Source organism: Micromonospora sp. DT48 (assembly GCF_049844495.1).
Classification (GTDB): domain Bacteria; phylum Actinomycetota; class Actinomycetes; order Mycobacteriales; family Micromonosporaceae; genus Micromonospora.
Map to the genome: position 1 here is coordinate 379,119 of NZ_JBNCLE010000007.1, position 22,258 is coordinate 401,376.

Annotated in this window: 24 protein-coding genes and 2 riboswitches; of the genes, 10 read left to right on the forward strand and 14 right to left on the reverse strand. The window is 70.2% G+C overall.

Annotated features, from left to right (window positions below; all coding sequences use genetic code 11):
* The first annotated feature begins 23 nt into the window (after positions 1–23).
* From ACLQ2S_RS09785 to ACLQ2S_RS09795, 3 genes are read left to right on the forward strand one after another with little or no spacing between them, the layout of a single operon-like run.
* Entirely contained in the window at positions 24–866 is an 843-nt protein-coding gene (locus ACLQ2S_RS09785; protein WP_425701548.1) for an alpha/beta fold hydrolase, read from the forward strand.
* Positions 863–1,597: an alpha/beta fold hydrolase gene (locus tag ACLQ2S_RS09790; protein WP_155216257.1), complete on the forward strand. Its 735-nt coding sequence runs from the start codon at positions 863–865 to the stop codon at positions 1,595–1,597. The genes ACLQ2S_RS09785 and ACLQ2S_RS09790 overlap by 4 nt, the downstream gene beginning before the upstream one ends.
* The gene (locus ACLQ2S_RS09795; RefSeq protein ID WP_155216255.1) at positions 1,594–2,805 is read left to right on the forward strand and encodes an LLM class flavin-dependent oxidoreductase; all 1,212 of its coding nucleotides are present in this window, start codon (positions 1,594–1,596) and stop codon (positions 2,803–2,805) included. Before ACLQ2S_RS09790 ends, ACLQ2S_RS09795 begins: the two co-directional genes overlap by 4 nt.
* Before the next feature lie 7 nt (positions 2,806–2,812).
* Here ACLQ2S_RS09795 and ACLQ2S_RS09800 read toward each other — a convergent pair whose 3' ends face one another.
* Both ACLQ2S_RS09800 and ACLQ2S_RS09805 read right to left on the reverse strand, forming a co-directional pair.
* Positions 2,813–3,565 (reverse strand): FadR/GntR family transcriptional regulator, encoded by a 753-nt coding sequence (locus ACLQ2S_RS09800; protein ID WP_425701549.1) that lies wholly within the window; start codon positions 3,563–3,565, stop codon positions 2,813–2,815.
* Between the two features lie 123 nt (positions 3,566–3,688).
* Positions 3,689–4,057, reverse strand: a complete 369-nt coding sequence (locus ACLQ2S_RS09805) for an ArsR/SmtB family transcription factor (RefSeq protein ID WP_425701550.1) — start codon at positions 4,055–4,057, stop codon at positions 3,689–3,691.
* Positions 4,058–4,131: 74 nt separating this feature from the next.
* Here ACLQ2S_RS09805 and ACLQ2S_RS09810 point away from each other — a divergent pair, with 74 nt between their 5' ends.
* On the forward strand, positions 4,132–5,445 hold the full coding sequence (locus ACLQ2S_RS09810) for an FAD-dependent oxidoreductase (protein ID WP_425701551.1): 1,314 nt from the start codon (positions 4,132–4,134) through the stop codon (positions 5,443–5,445).
* 77 nt (positions 5,446–5,522) lie between these two features.
* Here ACLQ2S_RS09810 and ACLQ2S_RS09815 read toward each other — a convergent pair whose 3' ends face one another.
* Entirely contained in the window at positions 5,523–5,939 is a 417-nt protein-coding gene (locus tag ACLQ2S_RS09815; protein WP_155216247.1) for a hypothetical protein, read from the reverse strand.
* A gap of 727 nt (positions 5,940–6,666) precedes the next feature.
* Here ACLQ2S_RS09815 and ACLQ2S_RS09820 point away from each other — a divergent pair.
* The gene (locus tag ACLQ2S_RS09820) at positions 6,667–7,665 is read left to right on the forward strand and encodes a tyrosine-type recombinase/integrase (protein WP_425701552.1); all 999 of its coding nucleotides are present in this window, start codon (positions 6,667–6,669) and stop codon (positions 7,663–7,665) included.
* 50 nt (positions 7,666–7,715) lie between these two features.
* A riboswitch (ZMP/ZTP riboswitch) is annotated at positions 7,716–7,801 on the forward strand.
* A 23-nt stretch (positions 7,802–7,824) separates the two neighbouring features.
* Positions 7,825–8,688, forward strand: a complete 864-nt coding sequence (locus tag ACLQ2S_RS09825) for a bifunctional 5,10-methylenetetrahydrofolate dehydrogenase/5,10-methenyltetrahydrofolate cyclohydrolase (RefSeq protein ID WP_155216816.1) — start codon at positions 7,825–7,827, stop codon at positions 8,686–8,688.
* On the opposite strand, the gene ACLQ2S_RS09830 is transcribed toward ACLQ2S_RS09825, so the two are convergent.
* Positions 8,672–9,451: an endonuclease/exonuclease/phosphatase family protein gene (locus tag ACLQ2S_RS09830; protein ID WP_309222939.1), complete on the reverse strand. Its 780-nt coding sequence runs from the start codon at positions 9,449–9,451 to the stop codon at positions 8,672–8,674. The genes ACLQ2S_RS09825 and ACLQ2S_RS09830 overlap by 17 nt on opposite strands.
* Positions 9,452–9,628: 177 nt before the next feature.
* On the opposite strand from ACLQ2S_RS09830, the gene ACLQ2S_RS09835 reads away from it, so the two are divergent.
* The 3 genes from ACLQ2S_RS09835 to ACLQ2S_RS09845 are packed head-to-tail and all read left to right on the forward strand — an operon-like array spanning position 9,629 to position 11,835.
* Positions 9,629–10,408 carry a TSUP family transporter gene (locus ACLQ2S_RS09835; RefSeq protein WP_309222938.1) on the forward strand — a complete coding sequence of 260 codons (780 nt, stop codon included), beginning with the start codon at positions 9,629–9,631 and terminating at the stop codon, positions 10,406–10,408.
* A 33-nt stretch (positions 10,409–10,441) separates the two neighbouring features.
* Positions 10,442–11,218 carry a GNAT family N-acetyltransferase gene (locus ACLQ2S_RS09840; protein ID WP_155216244.1) on the forward strand — a complete coding sequence of 259 codons (777 nt, stop codon included), beginning with the start codon at positions 10,442–10,444 and terminating at the stop codon, positions 11,216–11,218.
* A 47-nt stretch (positions 11,219–11,265) separates the two neighbouring features.
* Positions 11,266–11,835, forward strand: a complete 570-nt coding sequence (locus tag ACLQ2S_RS09845) for a GNAT family N-acetyltransferase (protein WP_425701553.1) — start codon at positions 11,266–11,268, stop codon at positions 11,833–11,835.
* Here ACLQ2S_RS09845 and def read toward each other — a convergent pair.
* Together def and ACLQ2S_RS09855 are read right to left on the reverse strand one after the other, a co-directional pair.
* Positions 11,818–12,324: a peptide deformylase gene (gene def, locus ACLQ2S_RS09850; protein WP_155216240.1), complete on the reverse strand. Its 507-nt coding sequence runs from the start codon at positions 12,322–12,324 to the stop codon at positions 11,818–11,820. The two genes, ACLQ2S_RS09845 and def, sit on opposite strands and share 18 nt — an antisense overlap.
* A gap of 53 nt (positions 12,325–12,377) precedes the next feature.
* Complete coding sequence (locus tag ACLQ2S_RS09855; RefSeq protein WP_309222937.1) at positions 12,378–13,586, reverse strand: chorismate-binding protein; 1,209 nt, start codon at positions 13,584–13,586, stop codon at positions 12,378–12,380.
* A 96-nt stretch (positions 13,587–13,682) separates the two neighbouring features.
* On the opposite strand from ACLQ2S_RS09855, the gene ACLQ2S_RS09860 reads away from it, so the two are divergent.
* Positions 13,683–13,883 carry a DUF5999 family protein gene (locus tag ACLQ2S_RS09860; RefSeq protein ID WP_093402410.1) on the forward strand — a complete coding sequence of 67 codons (201 nt, stop codon included), beginning with the start codon at positions 13,683–13,685 and terminating at the stop codon, positions 13,881–13,883.
* Positions 13,884–13,982: 99 nt separating this feature from the next.
* On the opposite strand, the gene gcvP is transcribed toward ACLQ2S_RS09860, so the two are convergent.
* The 8 genes from gcvP to ACLQ2S_RS09900 form a co-directional block, all read right to left on the reverse strand.
* Positions 13,983–16,805, reverse strand: a complete 2,823-nt coding sequence (gcvP, locus tag ACLQ2S_RS09865; protein WP_425701554.1) for an aminomethyl-transferring glycine dehydrogenase — start codon at positions 16,803–16,805, stop codon at positions 13,983–13,985.
* Positions 16,806–16,882: 77 nt separating this feature from the next.
* A riboswitch (glycine riboswitch) is annotated at positions 16,883–16,978 on the reverse strand.
* 54 nt (positions 16,979–17,032) lie between these two features.
* Positions 17,033–17,893, reverse strand: coding sequence for an NAD-dependent protein deacetylase (locus tag ACLQ2S_RS09870; protein WP_425701555.1), 861 nt, complete (start codon positions 17,891–17,893; stop codon positions 17,033–17,035).
* A gap of 128 nt (positions 17,894–18,021) precedes the next feature.
* On the reverse strand, positions 18,022–18,612 hold the full coding sequence (locus ACLQ2S_RS09875; RefSeq protein WP_155216234.1) for a MerR family transcriptional regulator: 591 nt from the start codon (positions 18,610–18,612) through the stop codon (positions 18,022–18,024).
* Between the two features lie 204 nt (positions 18,613–18,816).
* A complete protein-coding gene (locus tag ACLQ2S_RS09880; RefSeq protein ID WP_092375678.1) occupies positions 18,817–19,281 on the reverse strand; it encodes a bifunctional nuclease family protein in 465 nt (154 codons plus the stop codon).
* A gap of 173 nt (positions 19,282–19,454) precedes the next feature.
* Entirely contained in the window at positions 19,455–20,159 is a 705-nt protein-coding gene (locus tag ACLQ2S_RS09885) for a MerR family transcriptional regulator (RefSeq protein ID WP_155216232.1), read from the reverse strand.
* A 50-nt stretch (positions 20,160–20,209) separates the two neighbouring features.
* A complete protein-coding gene (odhI, locus tag ACLQ2S_RS09890; protein ID WP_093402417.1) occupies positions 20,210–20,662 on the reverse strand; it encodes an oxoglutarate dehydrogenase inhibitor Odhl in 453 nt (150 codons plus the stop codon).
* A gap of 218 nt (positions 20,663–20,880) precedes the next feature.
* Positions 20,881–21,261 carry a glycine cleavage system protein GcvH gene (gcvH, locus tag ACLQ2S_RS09895; RefSeq protein ID WP_309222935.1) on the reverse strand — a complete coding sequence of 127 codons (381 nt, stop codon included), beginning with the start codon at positions 21,259–21,261 and terminating at the stop codon, positions 20,881–20,883.
* A 55-nt stretch (positions 21,262–21,316) separates the two neighbouring features.
* Positions 21,317–22,252, reverse strand: a complete 936-nt coding sequence (locus ACLQ2S_RS09900) for a DUF881 domain-containing protein (RefSeq protein WP_309222934.1) — start codon at positions 22,250–22,252, stop codon at positions 21,317–21,319.
* Positions 22,253–22,258 lie beyond the last annotated feature (6 nt).

Genomic DNA, 22,258 nt, shown 5'->3' on the forward strand with positions numbered 1-22,258 from the left:
CCCACCCAGGAGGCAGCCCGGACATGGACCCACGCCCACACACCGTCAACGCCGGCGGCTTCACCACCCGCTACTGGGAAAGCACCCCACCCGACACCCCCCGAGGCACCATCGTCCTCGTCCACGACGGCGCCTTCGGCGGCGACGCCATCAGCAGCTGGGCACACGTCATGCCGCTGCTCGCCCGACACCACCGGGTCCTCGCCCCCGACCTGCTCGGCTACGGCGACACCGACAAGGCCGTCTACCTCGACCGATCCCCGTACGCCTTCCGCACCACCCACCTCGCCGCGTTCTGCGCAGCCGTCGGCGTCGACACCGCACACTTCATCGGCCAGTCCTTCGGCGGATCACTGCTGCTACGAGCCGTGGCGACCACCACCCCCGCTCTGCCCGCCCGCACCGTCGTGAGCATCTGCGGCACCGGCGGCCCATGGCGCACCGAGAAAGGCATCACCGAACTCGGCCGCTACGACGGCACCGAAGAAGACATGCGCCGCCTCGTCACCACCATGGTCGACGACTATCCCGGCCTCGACGACACCATCCGCGCCCGCTACGCCAACACCCGCAAACCCGGCCACGTCACCGCCTGCCTGGCGGCCCGGCTACGCCACCCCACCATGGCCGCCCCCACCAGCGACGACACCTGGCCCGCCCCGCTCCGCCACAGCCCGATCCCCGTACACGTCGTCGAAGGCACCCGCGACGACCTGCTCCAACCCGGCTGGAGCCACCACTTCGACGACCTCGCACCCCACATCCACAGCCACCGCATGAACGCCCGACACGCCCCCAACCTCGACCAACCCGACACCCTCACCGACCTGCTGCTCACCTTCCTCACCACCCGGACCACACCATGAACAGCCTGCTGTTCCTCCACGACGCCGACGTCCTACCCGGACCCGTCGGCGCGCTGCGCCCACTCGCCCACGACCTCCACGTCGACGTGCCCCGCCACCCCGGCTTCGGCACCGACCTCGACGAAGCCGCCACCGCATGGGACAGCGTCGGCGACCTCGCCCAGCACTACCTCACCACCACCGACGACACCCCACGCCACCTCGCCGGAGCCGGCTTCGGCGGCTGGATCGCCCTGGAGATGGCGGTACGCGCACCCCACCGCTTCACCACCCTGACCCTCGTCTCCCCGTACGGCGTCAAACTCTCCGGCCCCACCGAACCCGACTTCGCCGACATCCTGCTCCTCGACCCCACCGAAATCGTCGAACTCGGCTGGGCCGACCCCACCACCTGCCACGACCTACGGATGCCCGGCTACCCCGCCGGCCTGCCCGACAGCGACTACGAACGCGCCTTCGCCGACCGGGCCGCCCTGGCCCGATACGCCTGGAAACCCTTCCTGCACGACCCCCGCCTGCGCCGATGGCTCCACCTCATCACCATCCCCACCCTCGTCATCGCCGGCAGCCACAACCGCCTCGTCCCACCCCGACACAGCGCCGCCCTGGCCGACCTGCTCCCGGCCGCCCGCTACGTCGAACTGCCACACACCGGGCACTACCCCTACCTGGAACGCCCCGACGAATTCCACCGGCTGGTCCGGTCCTTCCTGAAGGGAGAGACCCGATGAGGCTCTACCACTTCACCGAGATGCCGTACCCCTTCGTGCCCCCCGAGGCCGAACACGCCCACCGGGGACTCAAATACTTCATGCCCAACCGCTACTACGACCCGGTCCTCGGCCACCAGCTCTACCAGCGCTACCTCGACGAGTACGAACTCGCCGACGAACTCGGCTTCGACCTGATGGTCAACGAACACCACCAGTCCGCCTCCACCCTCCAGGTCTCCGCCACCCTCAGCGCCGCCTCCGTGGTGCACCGCACCCGCCGCGGCCGGGTACTCGTCCTCGGCACCCCACTACCGCACCGGGAAAGCCCCATCCGCGTCGCCGAGGAGATCGCCTACCTCGACGCCGTCAGCGGCGGACGCATCGACTGCGGCTTCGTCCGAGGAGTCCAGGGGGAGACCTTCCCCTCCAACCAGAACCCCGTCCACAACATGGACATGTTCATCGAGGCACACGACCTCATCACCCAGGCCTGGACCCGCGACGACGTCTTCTCCTGGGAAGGCACCCACTACCACTACCGCTACGTCAGCGTCTGGCCACGCCCCTACCAGCGGCCCCACCCACCCATCTGGATCAGCGGCACCTCCACCCGCCTGGTCGAATGGACCGCCCGACACGGCTACACCCTGTGCAACCTGCTCGGCACCTACGACGACACCGCCACCTCGTTCCGGCTCTACCGCCGCACCGCCACCGCCGCCGGACACCCCGAACCCGGACCCGACCGGTTCGCCTACATGGCCCTGTGCCACGTCGCACCCACCGAACAACAGGCCCGCGACATCGGCCGCAAACTCATGTACTACCTCAAGCCCGGCCGACTCCGCCTCGGCGCGGCCAGCCCACCCGGCTACTTCCCACCCGCCTCCGCCGTCGCCGCCCTCCAGGGCCGACTCGGCGCCGTACGCCGCATGAGCTACGAGGACCTCATCGACGCGGGCATCCTGCTCGTCGGCACCCCCGACCAGGTCACCGCACAGATCCGCCGCCTCTACGAACACACCGGCGCCGGACACCTCATCCTGATGAACCACGCCGGTGACATGACCAGCAACGAGGTACGCGACCACCTCACCCTGTTCGCCCGCGAGGTCATGCCCGCCGTCACCCCCCTCGGCACCGACTGGCGCGATCAGGACACCACCTGGCGCGTCGACCGCGACCACACCCCGGTGCGCGCCGTACTCTCCAGCGCCCTGTCCTGACCGGGGCTCACCACCAACCCACCACCTCGTCCTGCACACCGGCGTAGTCCCGCTCCAGATGAGCCGCCAACGCCACCATGTGCTCCCGCATCAACCGTTCCGCCTCAGCCCCGTCACCGGCCACGATCGCCGCCGCCACCGCCTCATGCTCCCGCCGCACCTCCTCCCACCGTTCCGGCCGCCGCTCCGCGGCCACCACCCGCTCGGTGTAGATCTCCTTCAACGCCCGCCCGAACAGGTCCAACACCCCGTTGCCCGACAACCCCGCCAGCACCCCGTGGAACCGCTGCATCACCGCCAGATAACTGGCCTCGTCACGTTCCTCCAGGCTGCGGTGCTCCCGCATCGACTCCGCCAACTCCCGCAGCCGCCCCGCGTCGCGCCGCTCGGCCGCCAACCGGGCCATCAACGGCTCCATGATCACGCGCGCCTCGACCAGCTCACCGAACCTGGTCCGCCCCATCTGCATGAACAACGCCATCGTCCGACCGAACGTGTGCGGGTCCACCGACCCCACCACCGGCCCACCACCACGACCCGGCCGTACCCGCACCAGACCGCTGGTCTCCAGGATGCGCAACGCCTCCCGCAACGTGCCGCGACTGACCCCGTACCCCTGCACCATCTGCGCCTCGGTCGGCAGGGCCGCGCCCGCCGACAAGCCCTGCTCGACGATGTCCGCCAGGATCTGCCGCGCCACCAGCTCACTCATCTTCGCCGCACGCTGACGGAACCGCGGAACCGGCTGCTGATCGGGCATGACCCGATCCTACGGTGTCACGATCTTGACCAGCCGGTACGCGATCGAAGCGCCCGCTCCCGGTCCCTCGGCGGCCGCCGCAGCGACGGCCGAGGGGAGGGGAGTGGTCGACACCGCACGGCGTCAGACCCGCGAGACGGGAACCGACTCCACCGACAGCAAGCCGGCGAGCTGACGCAGGACCTCCCGGCGCGCCCGGTAGTAGACCCAGGTGCCCCGCCGTTGCGCATCCACCAGACCCGCCTCGCGCAGCGTCTTGAGGTGATGCGAGATCGTCGGCCCGGTCAGGTCGAACTCCGGCGTCAGATCACACACGCACACCTCCCCACCCTCGGCGGAAGCGATCATCGACATCAGGCGCAGCCGCACCGGATCACCGAGGGCCTTGAACGCAGGAGCGAGCGCCGCAGCCGTCTCGCCCGAGACCCGGCGCTGAACCAGCGGGGGACAGCACGGCGCGGCGGCGCCGAAAGGCACCTCTTGATTCGACATGCCTCTAGGTTGACGCCCCTCTAAACAATGTGCAAGCCTCTGATTCGATACACATCAAGACAGAGGAGTTTTCGATGAGCACCCCCGAAACGTCGCCCATCGTGGTGATCGGCGCAGGTCCGGTCGGCCTGGCCGCCGCCGCCCACCTACACGAACGTGGGCTGCCCTTCCTCGTCCTGGAAGCCGGGCACACCGCCGGCGCGGCCGTACGACAGTGGGGACACGTACGCCTGTTCTCACCATGGCGCTACAACATCGACCCCGCCGCACGCCGACTACTCGACGACGCCGGCTGGATCATCCCCGCCGAGGACACCCTGCCCACCGGCACGCAACTGGCCACCGACTACCTCCAGCCCCTCGCGGAACTGCCGCAGCTCAAACCCCACCTGCGCTACGGCGCCCGGGTCACGGCCATCAGCCGCCTCGGCATGGACCGGCTCCGCACCGCCGGCCGCGAGCACACACCGTTCCTGATCCGCCTCACCGACGGCGAAGACCTGCTCGCCCGAGCCGTCATCGACGCCTCCGGCACCTGGGGCACCCCCAACGTCCTCGGCGCCTGCGGCCTGCCCGCACGAGGGGAGAAGGACCTCGGCGCGCACCTCGACCACGCCCTACCGGACGTGCTCGACACCGACCGCGACCGGTTCGCCGACCAACACACCCTGGTCGTGGGCGCCGGCCACTCGGCCGCGAACACCCTGCTCGCCCTGACCGAGCTGGCCACCACGGCACCGGACACCAAGGTGACCTGGGCGATCCGCTCGGCCAGCCCGACCCGCACCTACGGCGGCGGCGACGCCGACGCCCTACCCGCCCGTGGCGCGCTCGGCACCCGACTCCGCGAGCACGTGGACGCCGGTCGGATCCGCCTGCTCACCGGCTTCTCCGTGCACGCGCTCCACCCGGCGCACGGCAAGATCGCCGTCCTCGTCCGGCACGTCGACGGCGGGGAGGAGTCGATCGTGGTGGACCGGGTCGTCGCCGCCACCGGATTCCGCCCCGACCACTCGATCACCACCGAGCTGCGACTGGACCTCGATCCGATCCTGGGCGCCACCCGCGCCCTCGCACCGCTGATCGATCCGAACAAGCACTCCTGCGGCACCGTGCCACCACACGGCGTCGACGAACTCGCCCACCCGGAGGTCGGCTACTACGCCGTCGGCATGAAGAGCTACGGCCGCGCACCGACCTTCCTGATGGCCACCGGGTACGAGCAGGTCCGCTCCGTCGTCGCCGCCCTCGCCGGAGACTGGGAGGCCGCCCGCGACGTCCAGCTCGACCTGCCCGCCACCGGGGTCTGCAGCAGCAACCCCACCGGCACCACCGACAGCTGCTGCGAACCGACCCCGGTGGAGGCGACCGGTGGCTGCTGCGGCTAGACCAAGCCGAGAGCACGCAGTGCTGTGCAGAACCTCCGCAGCCAACAGAATCGGGGTTTGTTGCTGAGACGGCGCACTTACCGCTGAGGTAGAAGATTCCCGTGACAGTCGCGCAGCATCTCGTCCCTGCTGCTTCCGGTGAGGTACGGAAGCACCCGCCGTAATGCCTCGGCCTGGGAGCGGAGAGATTTCTGCAAGGCATGATTGGTCAGCGCTCCGGTCGACACGTCCTGCGCCGGCCCGACTCCGCTGCTCACATACAGGCAGGTGACCCGTGCGCGGAGGCTCAGCCCCGCCACGGTGCCGCATACCATCGTGTTCACCTCTTTGAAGTGTCTGCCCTGCAGGATTTCGACGGACAACCCAGGGGAGTGGAAGAAGATCGCGTCCTCCGTCACTTCCGGGCCAGTGAATCCCGGTTCACTCAACAAGAAGCGGTAGTACTCTTCCACGCATTCGCCGAATAGTTTCCGCTTTTTATCGATCTTGCCCACCGGTCAGTTCCCTGCCTGCTGGCACGCATCTCGTCCTGGCAAATGCCGCCACCGCCGTAGATTGCCGCCACCGCCGTAGACAGGTCTCAGCCATGCGACGGCTCCTGAGGTCAGAGGATCGGCGTCGTTCATCATGATGTACGCACGGCGGATCGGGCACCTCCGCCGACCCGACCGCGCACGGAGTTCTGCGCGTGGGCGGCTCGATCCACCGCCCGTTGCGGGCGTGGGGAGACAGGTCCAAAGCGGCCCACGGCTCGCGTAAGTGCCGACAGCACCAGCCCGACAGCACCAGCTCGACCAGGACTTCCAGCCGGGATCACGAAGATTCGATAATGTGCATTATGTCAAGTTAACCGGATTGAGCCCTGCCCCGACCGCTCGGGGACCCGCTCGCGGGCGGTCGGTGACCTCGCTGGTGTCAACCGTCCCGGCACGGCCGGGCGCGCTCTGGAAGTTCCCGGTCGGCGTGGGCGATGACCCGGGTCGGCGGCGCACCGTTGGCGATCAGGCCTTCCGTGCGTCACCGACCAGTGGCGTCGTAGCCATGGACGAACGCGCCGTGCGGGGTCGTCCGGATGCGTGCGCCGGTCTGCGCGCCGGTGACGACCAGCCGAGCGGTGCACGCTCGGCGAGCACCGCCTCCGGGCCAGTGCTCTCGAACGAGTCGCCGAACCGCTCCCCTCCCACCGGGCATCGAACGCGAAATTCATGCATAATATCCCTTATGCATGACAAAAAGGACGGTTCGGTGGCCGTCCTGATCGAGGAGTTCCTGACCGCCCGGGCGACCCGCAAGCCCTCCCCGCACACCCAGGCGGCCTACCGGCGGGACCTGACCGCGCTCGCCGCGCTCGCCGCCGAGCTGTCCTCCCCTCCCCTGTCCCTCGCCGACCTGCCGGTCACCGCCCTGTCCCCCAGGCTGATGCGGGCGGCGTTCGCCCGGTTCGCCGCCGGTAGGGCGGCCAGCTCCGTCGGTCGGGCCTGGTCCACCTGGAACGGTTTCTTCTCGTTCCTGGTCGCCGAGCAGGTGGTGCCCGGCAATCCGATGCCGGCGGTGGGGCGTCCCCGCACTCCCCTGCCGACGCCCAAGCCGTTGCGGGGCGAGGACACCCCGGAGCACCTGCTCGCCTCGGCCGCGCGAGCCGAGGGTCGGCAGCGGGATCCGTGGCCGGAGCGGGACGTCGCGGTGTTGGCGTTGGCGCTGTGCGCGGGGTTGCGCCTGTCGGAGTTGTTGGCGTTGCGGGTCGGGTCGCTGGGTGGTCGGCCCGGTGAGCGGCGGCTGGAGGTGACCGGTAAGGGTGGGCGTCCCCGGGTGTTGCCGGTCGAGCCGGATCTGGACGCGGTGCTGGCGAGCTATCTGGACAGTCGGGCCCGCCGGTTCGGTTCGCGTACGGTGCGGCCGGTGTCGCCGCTGCTGGTGGATCGTCGCGGTGAGCCGCTGCGCCGGGGTGGTCTGCAGTATCTGGTGGAGTCCTGTTATCGGCGGGCCGGGATCGCTGACCGGGTGCCGCGTGGGGCGCGGCTGCACGCGCTGCGGCACACGTTCGCGACTCGGTTGGCCGAGGACGGCGCCGGGGCGGCGGAGATCATGCGGCTGTTGGGGCACGCGTCGTTGGCGTCGTCGCAGACGTACATCGAGGTGACGTCGGGGCAGCAGCGGGAGGCGGTGCGGGCCAACCGTACGTACCGGGCGTTGGCCGGGCTGCTGTCGGCACGGAATTGAGCGGGCGCGGGTTTCTGGTGTGTCGCTTGCCGGGCGGCGGTGTGGCAGGCTGTCCGTGACGCGACTGGCGGCATCGGGGATGGGATCGACCATCGGGAAGCTTCGTCGTGGAGGGTCGTCCGCCTGGGCCCGCCACGGGCGAGGTGAGCCATGTCGACGATGACGAGTGCCCGGTTGTTGCCGGGTGTCCCGGTGGCGGAGGCGATTCTGGCCGAGGTGGCCGAGGGTGTGGCCGAGTTGCGGGCGGTCGGGGTGACTCCGACGTTGGCGACGGTGCTGGTGGGTGACGACGAGGCCAGTGCCGGCTACATCCGGATCAAGCAGCGGCAGGCGGCGGAGCTGGGTTTCGCGTCGCCGCACGTGCGGTTGCCGGTGTCGGCGTCGCAGGCTGACGTGCACGCGGTGCTGGCCGACTTCAACACCGATCCGGGGGTGCACGGGGTGTTGTTGCAGTATCCGGTCCCCGCTGGTCTGGACTATGACCGGGCGTTGCAGACCATCGATCCGGATTCGGATGTGGACGGGATGCATCCGGTGAACATGGGGCGGCTGGCGTTGGGGTTGCCGGGGCCGCTGCCGTGCACTCCGGCGGCGATCGAGGAGTTGTTGGCCTACCACGGGGTGCCGGTGGCCGGCCGTGAGGTGGTGATCCTGGGGCGTGGGGCGACGTTGGGGCGGCCGTTGGCGATGTTGCTGGCGCAGAAGCGGGCGACGGCCAATGCGGCGGTGACGGTGGTGCACACCGGGGTGGCGGATTGGCCGCGTTACACGCGTCGGGCGGAGATCCTGGTGGCGGCGGCCGGGGTGCCGGGCATCGTACGGCCGGAGCATGTGCGGCCGGGCGCGGTGGTGATCGGTGGTGGGGTGCGGTACGCGGGGCGGCGGTTGTTGCCGGATGTGGACGAGTCGGTGGCGCGGGTGGCGGGGGCGGTCACGCCGAGGGTCGGTGGGGTGGGGCCGGTGACGGTGGCGATGTTGTTCCGCAACGCGTTGCGGGCTGCCCGGTCTAGCCGAGGTCGATGACCAGGGGCCGGTGGTCGGAGATGGTCGACGGTGGGGTGGCGACGGCGGTGACGGCGGGCAGTGCGGCGAGGCCGTGTCGGTCGGCGAGGATGTGGTCGAGTTGGACGCGGGGTTGGGCTGCCGGGTAGGTCGGTCGGCGGGCCAGTGGGTGCCAGCCGGAGACGGCCCGGGTGGCCCAGGCGGGCAGGTTGAGGTCGCCGAGCAGGATGCGTGGGGCGGGCAGGGCGCGTAGGGCGCGGATGACCTGGCGGAGTTGGCGGACGTTCCAGCCGGCGACGAAGGACAGGTGGGTGGCGGCGACGGTCACCTGGCCGTGGGGGGTGTTCAGGACGGCGGCGAGGACGACGCGGGGTTCGTCGCGGAGCAGGATGAGGCCGCCGCCGGGGCCGGGCACGTAGACCGGGGAGCGTACCGGGGCGGGGTGTAGTCGGGTGACCTGCCAGCTGGTGACCGGGTGGCGGGAGATCAGTCCGACGCCGTAGCAGGGTTCGCCGTGGCCGTCGTCGTCGTGGGTGAGGGGGCGGAACACTTCGCCGGGGGTGCCGACGACGGCGGCGGCGAATCGGTGTTCGGGTGCGTCGAGGGCTTGGGCGGCGATGGCGGTCTGGTCGAGGTTGCCGCTGCGGGACTGGTCGCGGTCGACTTCTTGAAGGGCGAGGATGTCGGCGTCGAGGGCGCCCACCGCGGCGGTGAGCCGGGCCGGGTCGACCAGGCCGTCGGTGAGGGATCGGCCGTGCAGGAGGTTGAACGTGGCCAGGCGCACGCTGTCACCTTAGCCACGTTGTGGGAGGGTTGCCCGATGCTGCGGGTGTTGTGCTGTTCGATGCTGGTGTTCGTGGCGGTGGCCGGGGTGGGGGTCTGGGTGCGGCGTCGTCGGGGCCGGTGAGGCTGGCCACAGCTGTCGGCGTGGGCGGGTCGCTGGTGGGAAGAATGCCTGGTCGTGGAGTTGGAGCCGACGACCGTGGTGACCCTGCTGACGGTGGCCGCCCTGGCGGGGTGGGTGGACGCGGTGGTGGGTGGTGGTGGGTTGCTGCTGTTGCCGGCGTTGCTGGTGGCGGCCCCGGGGATGCCGCCGGCGACTGCGTTGGGTACGAACAAGTTGGCGGCGATCGCTGGTACGTCGACGGCGGCGGTGACGTTCGCCCGCCGTACGAAGATCGACTGGCCGGTGGCGGGTCCGGCGGCGGCGTTGGCGGTGGTGTGTGCGGGGGCGGGTGCGGCGCTGGCCGGGGCGGTGCCTCCGGCGGCGTACCGGCCGGTGCTGCTGGTGGTGTTGGTGTCGGTGGCGCTGTTCGTGGTGCTGCGGCCGAGCCTGGGGGTGTTGGCGGTGCCGCATCGGCGGACCCGGGGGCGGGTGGCGGTGGCGGTGCTGGTGGCCGGGGTGGGTATCGCCGCCTACGACGGGTTGATCGGTCCGGGTACGGGCACGTTCCTGGTGTTGGCGTTCACCGCGCTGGTGGGGGCGGATTTCCTGCACGGTTCGGCGATGGCGAAGGTGGTCAACGCGGGTACGAACGCGGGCGCGTTGGTGGTGTTCGCGGTGAACGGGCATGTGTGGTGGCTGTTGGGCGCGGCGATGGCGGTGTGCAACATCGCGGGGGCGATGGTGGGGGCGCGGATGGCGGTGCGTCGTGGTGCCGGGTTCGTGCGGGTGGTGCTGCTGCTGGTGGTGGTGGCGTTGGTGGCGAGGCTCGGCTACGACCAGTGGCTGGCCGGTTGAGGGTGGGCTGGTCGATCGTGTGACGATCGACGGATGCTGGTACGCGCGGAACACGATCGCAGCGTGTTGGCGGGGCTGCTGGGCAAGGATCCGCAGTTGCACGCCTACGAGTTGGGTGATCTGGACGAGTTCTTCTGGCCGTACACCTCGTGGTTTCGTCGGGGTGATGCGGTGGCGTTGCTGTATCACGGGGCGCGGCCACCGACGTTGGTGGCGTTGGCGGGGCCGGAGGGTCTCGCCGAGGTGGCCGCGCTGTTGGGTGAGGTGGCGCCGGTGTTGCCGGCGCGGTTGTGGGCGCATCTGTCCCCCGGGTTGGACGCCGCGTTGGCGGGCGTGTTCCGGGTGGCGTCGGCGGGGGTGCATCTGAAGATGGCGTTGACGCGTGCGGACCGGTTGGCGGCGGTGGAGGCCGCCGGGGAGGTGCTCGGTCGGGCGCATCTGCCGGCGTTGCGTGAGCTGTACGAGGTGGCGTATCCGGGTAACTGGTTCGACGCCCGGATGGTCGACACGGGCCGGTATGTGGGTGTGTGGGCCGGTGGCGGGTTGGTGGCGGTGGCGGGGGTGCATGTGTACTCCCCCACCTATCGGGTGGCGGCGTTGGGGAATGTGACGACGCATCCGGCGTGGCGTGGGCGGGGGTTGGCCGCGGCGGCGGTGGCGCGGCTGTGTGGGTTGCTGCGGTCCGAGGTGGAGCATGTGACGTTGAACGTGAAGGCGGACAATGTCGCGGCGGTGCGGCTGTATGAGCGGTTGGGTTTCCTTCGGGTCGCCGACTACGAGGAGTTCGACCTGAGCGCGGTCGGCGGGTGACGGTTTTTCGGTCGCGTCGGCGCGGCGGTGGTGGGCAGAATGCGCGGATGACTCAGGCGACGTTGCGGACCGCCCGGCTTTCGCTGGTGCCGTTGGCGGATGAGCACCTGGACGGTGAGATCGCGTTGGACGCGGACCCGGAGGTGATGCGTTTTCTGGGGCCGGTGTGTTCGGCTGAGCAGGTTCGCCGGTCGCATCGGCGACGGTTGGCGTTGGCCGAGCAGGCGCCGGGGTTGGGGTTCTGGGCTGGTCTGGTCGATGGTGAGTTCGTCGGCTGGTGGTTGTTGGAGCCGCCGCGGCGTGCCGACCAGGGGCCGGTGGAGGGTCAGGCCGAGTTGGGTTACCGGTTGGCGCGTAAGTGGTGGCGGCGTGGGTTGGGCAGCGAGGGGGCCCGGGAGTTGATCCGGCACGGTTTCGTCGACCTGGGGCTGGGGCGGATCTTCGCGGAGACGATGGCGGTGAACGTGGCGTCGCGGGCGACGATGGCGGCGGTGGGGATGCGCCATGTGCGGACCTTCCACCAGTCGTGGCCGGATCCGCTGCCCGGCACGGAGCACGGTGAGGTGGAGTACGAGATCACCCGGCAGCAGTGGGAGGAGTCAGCGGCGGCGGGGTGAGTCGAAGCGTCCGGCGCGGATCTCCCGCAGGGCGCGGCGGCGGACCTCGCCTCGCAGGGCGTCGACGTAGAGCCGGCCGTGCAGGTGGTCGGTTTCGTGTTGCAGGGCGCGGGCGAGGAAGCCGCTGCCGGCGATGGTCAACGGTTCGCCGTGTTGGTCGAAGCCGTGGGCGGTGGCGTGCAGGGCGCGGGGGGTCGGGAAGTAGAGGCCGGGGATGGACAGGCAGCCCTCGTCGTCGTCCTGGAGTTCGTCGGACAGTTCGAGCGTGGGGTTGACCATGTGGCCGCGGTGGCCGTCGGCGTCGTAGACGAAGACCTGGACGTTGACGCCGATCTGGGGGGCGGCGACCCCGGCGCGGCCGGGTGCGCCGAGCAGGGTGTCCATCAGGTCGGTGACCAGCGTACGCAGTTCCGCGTCGAAGCTGGTGACCGCTTCGCTGGGGGTGCGTAGCACCGGGTCGCCGATGATTCGGATGTCCCGCATGGTCATGTCGGCAAGGCTATCGGGTCGACGGTGTCGGGTGCGGGACCGGCGGTGTGTGCTCAGGTGAGGGCGGCGCGTACCGGGGTGGTCTTGGCGGCGGCTTCGGCGACTTCGGCGTCCGGGTCGCTGTCCCAGGTGATGCCGCCGCCGGCCCACACGTGCACGGCGGTGCCGTCGACGGCGGCGGTGCGGATGGTCAGGCCGAGGTCGAGGTGGTCGGGGCCGACCCAGCCGAGGGCGCCCATGCCGGCGCCTCGGCCGACGGGTTCCAGGGCGGCGATGTGGTCCAGGGCGGCCAGTTTGGGTGCGCCGGTGACCGAGCCGCCGGGGCACACGGCGCGTAGCAGGTCGGCCAGGCCGAGTCCGTCGGCGATGTCGGCGCGGATGGTGGATTCGGCCTGCCACAGGTCACACCAGCGGCGTACGGCGAACAGGTCGTCGACGCGGACGCTGCCGGTGCGGGCGACGCGGGCCAGGTCGTTGCGTTCCAGGTCGACGATCATGATGTGTTCGGCGCGTTCCTTGGCGGAGGTGAGCAGGTCGACGCGGCCGGCGGTGGTGGCGGGGCGGGTGCCTTTGATGGGGCGGGTGGTGAGGGTGCGGTGGCGTAGTTCGATGAGGGTTTCGGGGCTGGCGCAGCCGATGGCCCAGCCGGGTCCGGTGAGCACGCCGCCGTAGCGGGCTCCGGGTAGGTGGCCGAGGCGGGTCAGGGCGGGCAGCGGGTCGCCGGTGTAGGGGGCGCTGGCGTGTCCGACGAGGTTGACCTGGTAGACGTCGCCGTGGCCGATGGCTCGGCGGATCGCGGTGACGGCCTCGGCGTGTTGGCGGGGGCTCCAGCTCTCGGTCCAGGGGCCGTGCCACCAGGGTGGTGGTGGCAGCCGGTGGTGGGTGGGTGGGTCGGTGTGTTCGTAGACGACGACGGCGACCTCGGGCAGGTCGGCGGGGTTGGGTGCGCCGGGTGCGCCGCCGGCGAGGACGGCTCCGGCGGCGGCGGAGACGTAGAGGGCGGCCCCGCAGATGCCGTGGGGGTGGGGGCGTGCGGGGCGGCTCTGGTCCGTCGGGTGCAGGCCGTGGTCGGCGAGGAACTGTTCGACGTGTGTGGCGGGGTCGCCGCCGTCGGCGGGGCGCCACTGCCAGCGGGCGTGTTCGGTGAGTCGGCCACGGCATGCGGCGGGAACGCCGGGTGGATCGACAACCATCCGTGGGAGCGCTTCCACGACGTCTGGGCGGTTCATGCTCATCCGTTCAGCGGATTTCCCACGCACCACGCGGACAACTGGTCGATGCGGCGCGCTTCCGCTTGGTACTGTGCGTCACTGGTCATGTGAACCATGACACAGTGCCCCCACAGTCCGGAGAACCCGATGTGCCAGCACCAACCCACCTGCCCCTCCGCCGAAGCGACCGACCGGGAAGCCGCCAGGGTCATCGCCTGCTTCCGTGAACAGGGCTGGAGCCTGCTCTGCAACGGAGTCATCGTCTTCGAGGACACCGGCGAACTGCTGCCCGACGGCAGCAGCATCGCACCGCACCGAGGCCCCGCCCGACACGCACTCGCCGCCTGACCCGACATCACGATCCGTCACGACGTCTTCCCGCGCCGACCCAGGCTAACCTCCCCGACGGAGGCCGCCGCGACCAGGTCGGCGCGGTACCGACCCCGGTCAGCTCTCGTACGCCTGCGGTGACGGGCACGAGCAGACCAGGTTCCGGTCGCCGTACCCGCCGTCGACCCGACGCACCGGCGGCCAGTACTTCCCCACCCGGTTCACCCCGGCCGGCCACCCACCCACCGACCTCGGATACGGGTGCGACCAGTCGTCACCGCCGACCATCGCCGCCGTGTGCGGCGCGTTGCGCAGCGGATTGTCCCCGGCCGGCCACTGGCCGGAACCCACCATGTCGATCTCCGCCCGGATCGCGATCATCGCATCGCAGAACCGGTCCAACTCGGCCAGGTCCTCACTCTCCGTCGGCTCCACCATCAACGTCCCCGCCACCGGGAACGACATCGTCGGCGCGTGGAACCCGTAGTCGATGAGCCGCTTGGCCACATCGTCGACACTCACCCCGGTCGCCTTCGTCAACGGCCGCAGATCCAGGATGCACTCGTGCGCGACGAGACCCTTGTTGCCCGCATACAGCACCGGGAAGTGATCCCGCAGCCGCGCCGCCACATAGTTCGCCGCCAACACCGCCACCCCGGTCGCCCGAGCCAACCCGTCGGCACCCATCATCCGCAGATACGCCCACGGAATCGGCAGGATCCCCGCCGACCCGTACCGGGCCGCCGCGATCGCCGGCCGCCCGTCGACCGGCACCCCAGCCGGATCACCCGGCAGGAACGGCGCCAGATGCGCCCGCACCGCCACCGGACCCACCCCCGGCCCGCCACCACCGTGCGGAATGCAGAACGTCTTGTGCAGGTTCAGATGCGACACGTCCGCCCCGAACCGGCCCGGCCGGGCGAACCCCACCAACGCGTTGAGGTTCGCCCCGTCGACATACACCTGCCCACCCGCGTCGTGCACCTTCGCGCACAACGAGGCGATACCCGTCTCGTACACCCCGTGCGTCGACGGATACGTCACCATGATCGCCGCCAGGGAGTCCCGATGCGCGTCGATCTTCGCGTCCAGGTCCACCAGGTCGACGTTGCCGTCGGCGTCGCAGCCGACCACCACCACCCGCATCCCGGCCATCACCGCGCTGGCCGCGTTGGTGCCATGCGCCGACGACGGAATCAGACACACGTCCCGATGCCGCTCACCCCGACTGCGATGCCAGGCACGGATCGCCAACAGCCCCGCCAACTCCCCCTGCGACCCCGCGTTGGGTTGCACACTCACCGCGTCGTAGCCGGTGACCTCCGCCAGCCACCCCTCCAACTCGGCGACCAACTCCCGGTAGCCGACGGTCTGCTCCGCCGGAGCCAACGGATGGATGTGCGCGAACTCCGGCCAGCTCACCGGCTCCATCTCCGCGGTGGCGTTCAGCTTCATCGTGCACGACCCCAACGGGATCATGCCCCGGTCCAGGGCGTAGTCGAAGTCCGCCAGACGACGCAGGTACCGCAGCATCGCCGTCTCCGACCGGTGCGTACGGAACACCGGATGGGTCAGGAAGTCACCGGTGCGGGCCAACCCCGCCGGCAACCCCTCGGGCACCTCACCGTCGACCCCGTCGACCCCGAACGCCGCCCACACCGCCGCCAGATGCTCCGCCGTGGTCGTCTCGTCGCAGGACACCCCCACCCGGTCGGCGTCGACCAGCCGCAGGTTCACCCCACGCTGACGCGCCTGCGCCACCACCCGCTCGGCCCGCCCCGGCACCCGCGCCACCACCGTGTCGAAGAACGCCACATCGGCGACCTCGACCCCACCGGCGCGCAACCCGGCCGCCAACCGGGCCGCCGACCGGTGGGTACGCGCCGCGATCTCCCGCAGCCCGTCCGGGCCGTGGTAGACGGCGTACATGCCGGCCATCACCGCCAGCAACACCTGCGCGGTGCAGATGTTGCTGGTCGCCCGCTCCCGCCGGATGTGCTGCTCACGGGTCTGCAACGCCAACCGGTACGCCGGAGCGCCGTCGGCATCCCGGGACACCCCGACCAGCCGGCCCGGCAACATCCGCTCCAACCCCGCCCGCACCGCCAGATAACCGGCGTGCGGCCCACCGAAGCCCATCGGCACCCCGAACCGTTGGGTGGTGCCGACCGCGATGTCCGCGCCGATCTCCCCCGGCGGCCGCAACAACGTCAACGCCAGCAGATCCGCCGCCACCGTCACCTGCGCACCCACCGCGTGGGCGGCCTCGACCAGCGGCGCATGGTCACGCACCGCCCCACTCGCCCCCGGATACTGCAGGTGCAGACCGAAGAACTCCGCCGGCAACGGCTCCACATCCACGTCGAGCACCCGCACCTCGACACCCAGCGGCTCAGCCCGCCCGGCGATCACCGCGATGGTCTGCGGCAGCGTGTCCGCGTCGACCACGTACACCCGGCTGCCGGTCTTCGACGCCCGCCGCGCCAACGTCATCGCCTCCGCCGCCGCGGTGGCCTCATCCAGCATCGACGCGTTCGCGGTGCCCAACCCGGTCAGGTCGGACACCATCGTCTGGAAGTTCAGCAACGCCTCCAGCCGCCCCTGGCTGATCTCCGGCTGATACGGCGTGTACGCCGTGTACCAGGCCGGGTTCTCCAACACGTTGCGACGGATCACCGCCGGCGTGTACGTGCCGTAATACCCCAACCCGATCATCGACACGGCCACCGTGTTACGGCCCGCCAACGCCCGCAGCTGCGCCAACGCCTCCTGCTCGGAAGCCGGCGGCGGCAGATCCAACCGGCCGTGCCAGCGGATCACCTCAGGGATCGCCGCATCCATCAACTCGTCGATCGAGGCGTACCCGACGGCGTCCAACATGCGGCGCTCGTCGTCCGGGCCGGGACCGATGTGACGGTCAGCGAACTGCTCTGTGCTCATGGGCGCTCCAGCGAGAGGCGGGGGTCGACAGGTCGGCCCTCCCCCTCTGTCACACCCCACGGGCGCTCCACAGTGCCTGACCCGACGCGGTCCTTCTGCCTGAGAGGTTCCGGGGAGGATTTGCCCCTTCGGCGCCGCCCGTACTGCCAGGCGGTCTCTCCCACGTCGGTGTTACCGGCACGATCAACGCTACCAGCGGCCCCGACGCCCCGCAGCGAAGCCCCTGGTCACCCGCGCACAGCGGGCGACACCACCGGTGCGAGGGCACCGAGTAGCCGGTCGGCCACCGCCGGCAACAGCCGCCCCAACGGAGCGTCCACCCGCAGACACGCGTACCCGTCACCACGCGTCGGCCCCTGGTTGACGATCACCACCGGCACGCCCCGCCGCGCCGCCCGCACCACGAACCGACGCCCCGACATCACCGTCAACGACGACCCCAACACCAGCAGCAACCGGGCCCGCTCCACCATCGCGAAGCACGACTGCACCCGCGCCGCCGGCACCGTCTCACCGAAGAACACCACATCGGGCTTGAGTAACCCGCCGCAAGCCAGGCAGTCGACCGTACGGAACGCCGCGACCTGCTCCTCCGCCAACGCCACGTCACCGTCCGGGTTGACCGCGACCGCCTGCCCACCGAACCCGGGATTGGCCGCCCGCAGCCGCCCGTCCAACTCCGCCCGAGACGTCCGACCCCCACACCCCAGGCACACCACCACGTCGAGCCGCCCGTGCAGCTCCGTCACCGCCCGGCTACCCGCAGCCGAGTGCAACCCGTCGACGTTCTGCGTGATGATCCCGCTGACCAGCCCCGCCTGCTGCAGGCGCGCCACCGCGTGATGCCCCGAGTTGGGCGTCGCCCGAGCGATCAACCGCCACCCCAGATGACTACGCGCCCAGTAGCGTCGACGCGCCACCGGGTCCGCCACGAACATCTGGTACGTCATCGGCGTGTGCCGGCGAGCGACCCCACTCGGCCCGCGATAGTCGGGAATGCCCGACTCGGTGGACAACCCGGCGCCGCTGAGGACCACCACCTCACCGGCGGCCACCAGGCCCGCCAACGGCTCGACCAGCTCCTGCACCCACCCATCGTGCCCCAGCCCCACCGTCGACGACGACCGCCCTTGGCGGTGACCCACCCCACCACCAGCGGGGTGTCGGGGCACCTCAACGGACGCGTGACCTCACCGGAGCGCCACAGTGGAACAGCTCAACCCGCCCGCCGCCGGGCCCGCCGCGCCGCCAACTCGTCGGCCACCGCACCACCCTCGACAACCTCCGGCGACCCCTGCTCGGCCGACACCGCCGCCGGCTCCGCCGGAAGATGCGACAACGAACCCTGGATCTCCTTGAACGCGCCACCGATCGCGATGCCGAACACCCCCTGGCCGCCCTGCAACAGGTCGACCACCTCCTCCGGCGAACGACACTCGTACACCGTCGTCCCATCGGAGATCAACGTGATGCCGGCCAGATCGTCCACCCCACGCGACCGCAACGCCTCGATCGCCTTCCGGATGTTCTGCAACGACACCCCGGCGTCCAGCAGCCGCTTCACCACCTTCAACACCACCAGGTCGCGAAACGAATACAACCGCTGCGTACCGGAACCCGACGCGTCACGCACACTCGGCACCACCAGCGACGTACGCGCCCAGTAATCCAACTGGCGGTAGCTGATCCCCACCGCGTGGCAGGCCGTCACACCCCGATACCCCACCGCACCGTCACTGTCAGTTGCCGACCCGGGCATCCCACCCGGCTCACCCGACACCGCATCGGAATTTCGCGGCTCGTACATCCGGACAACCTCCCCGTCCGTGCGGTGACACCCCGTTTCCGGAACGCGCACCCCTCGACACGGCAACCCTATAGCGACCGCCAGGAGTTACCACGGAGAAACCGTCGCGACACGCCGCGCAACGACAGCGATAACCGTCACCATCACCGACAGTCACCGCCCGCGCGGCGGCAGAAACACCACCGACACCGGCACAGCCGGCACTCAGCCGGCGAAATCCTCCGGGCGCACCTGCTCCAAGAACTCCCGGAACTTCTCCACCTCGTCCTCCTGCTCGTCGGGAATCACGATCCCCGCCTCACTGAGGACCTGCTCCGCACAACGAATCGGCGCACCAACCCGCAACGCCAAAGCGATCGAATCACTCGGCCGAGCCGAGACCCGCACCCCATCACCGATCAACAGATCAGCGAAGAACACGTTCTCCTTCAACTCGGTGATCTCCACCGCCTGCAACGGCGCCTTCAACGCCGCCAACACATCCCGCAGAAGATCATGGGTCAACGGACGCGCCGGCTTGACACCCTGCTGCTCGTAAGCGATCGCCGTCGCCTCGACCGCGCCGATCCAAATCGGCAGATAGCGGTCACCCTCGACCTCCCTGAGCAGGACGATCGGCTGGTTGCTCGGCAACTCCACCCGAACCCCGACCACGCTCAGCTCGCGCACCGCCGCCTCCGTGTCGTTGTCACCTACGCCGCACCGCGCCCTTCTCTGCACGGTACACGGACCGCGACACGGCCGTCTCACGCGCTACACGCACCCACGCCCGCGCCAGAAGAGGGGTTACCCCCGCAAGCCTACGCCACTCACCACACCGCCGATCAGCACGCAACCGCACCTCACCGCCCCAACGTCGAGCGCAAACCCACCCGCACCAACGCCGCGTGCAACTGCTGCGACAACGCCACCAACTCCCGCGCCGTCTCCGCCGCCCGCGCCCGCGCCGCCGGATCACTCTGCCGCGCCAACGGCGCCACCAACTGCTCGAACAAGCCGACCTCACGATCCGCCGCCGTCCGGTAACCCCGCAGATGACGCGGCTGGAACCCGTACGCCGCCAGACCCGCCACCGCCCGCGCGATGATCAACGCATCGCCGTCATACCACCCCGGCGGATCCGACACCACCAACCCGAGCCGCTCCAACTCGCCCAACGTCGACTCGTCCAACCCGCTGCGCGCCACCAGCTCGGTGCGATCCAACCGGACCTGCGCCGACTCACCCGACGACACCGCGTCACGACCCGGCACCTCACCATCGGGCCCCACCGCCACCAACGCCGGCCGCGACCACTCCGGCGCCGCACCGTCATCGGCGTCCCACCGCGCCAACTGCTCCCGGATCACCCGCAACGGCAGATACTGGTCCCGCTGCGCGGTCAGCACAAACCGCAACCGCGCCACATCATCCCAGCTGTACTTCCGGTAACCCGCCGCCGTACGTTGCGGCTCCACCAGGCCCTCGGCCTCGAGAAACCGCAACTTCGAAATCGTCACGTCGGGAAAATCCGCCCGCAGCTGAGCCAGCACCTCGCCGATACTCATCAACGGCTGGGCGCCACCCGCCCCGGACGGCCTGGAGGCCGCAGGCTCGTTCACCCCCGGCCGGCCTCACCCTCCGGGCGCGGACCGGCGATGAACACCACCCGGAACTTGCCGATCTGCACCTCGTCACCGTTGCTCAACGTCGCCGCCTCGACCCGCTCCCGGTTCACGTACGTGCCGTTCAAACTGCCCACGTCCCGCACCGTGAACGTCCCACCATCCCGGTGGAACTCCGCGTGCCGCCGCGACACCGTCACATCATCAAGGAAGATGTCACTGTCCGGATGCCGCCCACTGGTCGTCACATCATGATCCAACAGGAACCGGGCACCCGCGTTCGGCCCCCGCCGGACCACCAGCAGCGCCATCCCCGGCGGCAGCGAACCAGACATCCGGCTCGGCACCACATCGGTGTCCGGGCCCTCCAGCGCTTCCTCGAGCGAACCGAGATTGAGCGTCGACGTGACGTCGAGCGGGGGGAACTCGTCGCCTGGGCGAGTCATGGGGACCACCTCACGGAATCTGTTTCGGTCGGCGTCGGGAGACGGCGGGTCTGGCCGCCGGGCTCTCATCCACCCGGCGGCTGGCTCTCCGTGCCCCTGAAGGCTGTCCGCGACGCTCAACTAATGGGTTCTCGGTCGACTGGGCGAGCCTAGCCAGCGCCGAAAAGCAGGGCAACCGGACGCGCGGCAGACACCGCCACGCCCACACAGCAAAACGATCAGCTCTCGGTCAACTCGCGGTACGCGTCCGCACTCAACAACCCGTCCACCGCCGCCGGATCCGACACGGTGAGCTCCACCAACCAACCCGCCCCGTACGGATCACCATTGATCACCTCAGGGGTGTCGACCAGCGCCTCATTGCGCGCCGACACCGTACCCGCCACCGGGGCGTAGAGCTCCGACACACTCTTGGTCGACTCGATCTCACCCAACGACTCACCGGCCGCCACCGTCGCACCCACCTCCGGCAACTGCACATACACGATGTCGCCGAGAGCATCCTGCGCGAAATGGGTCACCCCCACCCGGACGGCCCCACCGTCCGCAGCGGCCACCCACTCATGCTCGGCGGTGTAACGCAGGTCCTCAGGAATCACCAGCAGCGTCCTCATCCATCGCGACACCGGACGACCGGTGCCGGCCCACCGACCTTCAGGAGACCGGACGGGCATGTTCCAGCGGGCGGGGCTTGTGCAGCGCCGAGACCTCGGCAACCTCACGATCCTCAACGATCACGTTACCGCCGTCGCCGGCCACCGACGCGACCACCCCACCAGGAATGTTCAGCGCCGTACGCATCGTCGCCGGATCACCCAACACCGTGATCGTGTACGGACCCGTCAACCGCCGCCCGTCCACCACCAACGACCCGTTCTCCCCGTCCAGGAAGTACGTCGACGCCACGATCCGCACCGTCGCCCGATCACCACCGGAGATCTGCATCGCCTCGGCCCCGGCACCCCGCAACTCCTGCACCGCGTCCAGCACCCGCATCGCCGAGATCGGCTTCGCCGCACCCGCCTCGAACCGCACCGTCAAACCCGGACCACGCGCCGGCAACGTCCCCGCCAGGATCCCCAACTCGTCCGCCCGCCGGGTCGCCTCCTCCAACGCCGCCTGACGCCCCTGCTCACCCGAACGCAACTGCCGCTGGCTCTCCTCCAGCGCCGCGATGTCCTGCCGCAACCGGATCTCCCGCGCCTCCAGGTCATACAGGATCCGGACCAGGTCCTCCTGCCGCGCCGCCGTCAACGACGAATCCGTCGACGTCGTCTTCAACTGCACCACCAGGGTGAAACCCAACAGACCCAGCAGCACGCCGATCATCACCGTGGCCGAACTGAGCCGCCGCCACGGCGACACCGTCGCCGCCGGCTGCGCCACCGCGGCGACCCCCTCAGCGGGCTCCCCCGACGCAGCCTCGTCCTCGTCCGGACCCGGCGGACTCCCCTGCGGCGACAACGGACTCAACTCGTCCGGATCAGGCGCGTCCGGACGAGGATCCGGCTCCCCCGCAGGGCCGTCCGGCCGCGCCGGACCCGCCGGCTGCGGCCAACCCGTACCCGTCTGCGTGTGCTCGTCACTCACGGCACA

What these genes read in the sequence shown, in the direction of transcription:
- ACLQ2S_RS09785 (WP_425701548.1), top strand. Translation starts at nt 24, where the DNA reads ATGGACCCACGCCCACACACCGTCAACGCCGGCGGCTTCACCACCCGC.
- ACLQ2S_RS09790 (WP_155216257.1), top strand. Translation starts at nt 863, where the DNA reads ATGAACAGCCTGCTGTTCCTCCACGACGCCGACGTCCTACCCGGACCC.
- ACLQ2S_RS09795 (WP_155216255.1), top strand. Translation starts at nt 1,594, where the DNA reads ATGAGGCTCTACCACTTCACCGAGATGCCGTACCCCTTCGTGCCCCCC.
- ACLQ2S_RS09800 (WP_425701549.1), bottom strand. Translation starts at nt 3,565, where the DNA reads ATGCCCGATCAGCAGCCGGTTCCGCGGTTCCGTCAGCGTGCGGCGAAG.
- ACLQ2S_RS09805 (WP_425701550.1), bottom strand. Translation starts at nt 4,057, where the DNA reads ATGTCGAATCAAGAGGTGCCTTTCGGCGCCGCCGCGCCGTGCTGTCCC.
- ACLQ2S_RS09810 (WP_425701551.1), top strand. Translation starts at nt 4,132, where the DNA reads ATGAGCACCCCCGAAACGTCGCCCATCGTGGTGATCGGCGCAGGTCCG.
- ACLQ2S_RS09820 (WP_425701552.1), top strand. Translation starts at nt 6,667, where the DNA reads ATGCATGACAAAAAGGACGGTTCGGTGGCCGTCCTGATCGAGGAGTTC.
- ACLQ2S_RS09825 (WP_155216816.1), top strand. Translation starts at nt 7,825, where the DNA reads ATGACGAGTGCCCGGTTGTTGCCGGGTGTCCCGGTGGCGGAGGCGATT.
- ACLQ2S_RS09840 (WP_155216244.1), top strand. Translation starts at nt 10,442, where the DNA reads ATGCTGGTACGCGCGGAACACGATCGCAGCGTGTTGGCGGGGCTGCTG.
- ACLQ2S_RS09845 (WP_425701553.1), top strand. Translation starts at nt 11,266, where the DNA reads ATGACTCAGGCGACGTTGCGGACCGCCCGGCTTTCGCTGGTGCCGTTG.
- def (WP_155216240.1), bottom strand. Translation starts at nt 12,324, where the DNA reads ATGACCATGCGGGACATCCGAATCATCGGCGACCCGGTGCTACGCACC.
- ACLQ2S_RS09860 (WP_093402410.1), top strand. Translation starts at nt 13,683, where the DNA reads ATGTGCCAGCACCAACCCACCTGCCCCTCCGCCGAAGCGACCGACCGG.
- gcvP (WP_425701554.1), bottom strand. Translation starts at nt 16,805, where the DNA reads ATGAGCACAGAGCAGTTCGCTGACCGTCACATCGGTCCCGGCCCGGAC.
- ACLQ2S_RS09875 (WP_155216234.1), bottom strand. Translation starts at nt 18,612, where the DNA reads ATGTACGAGCCGCGAAATTCCGATGCGGTGTCGGGTGAGCCGGGTGGG.
- ACLQ2S_RS09885 (WP_155216232.1), bottom strand. Translation starts at nt 20,159, where the DNA reads ATGAGTATCGGCGAGGTGCTGGCTCAGCTGCGGGCGGATTTTCCCGAC.
- odhI (WP_093402417.1), bottom strand. Translation starts at nt 20,662, where the DNA reads ATGACTCGCCCAGGCGACGAGTTCCCCCCGCTCGACGTCACGTCGACG.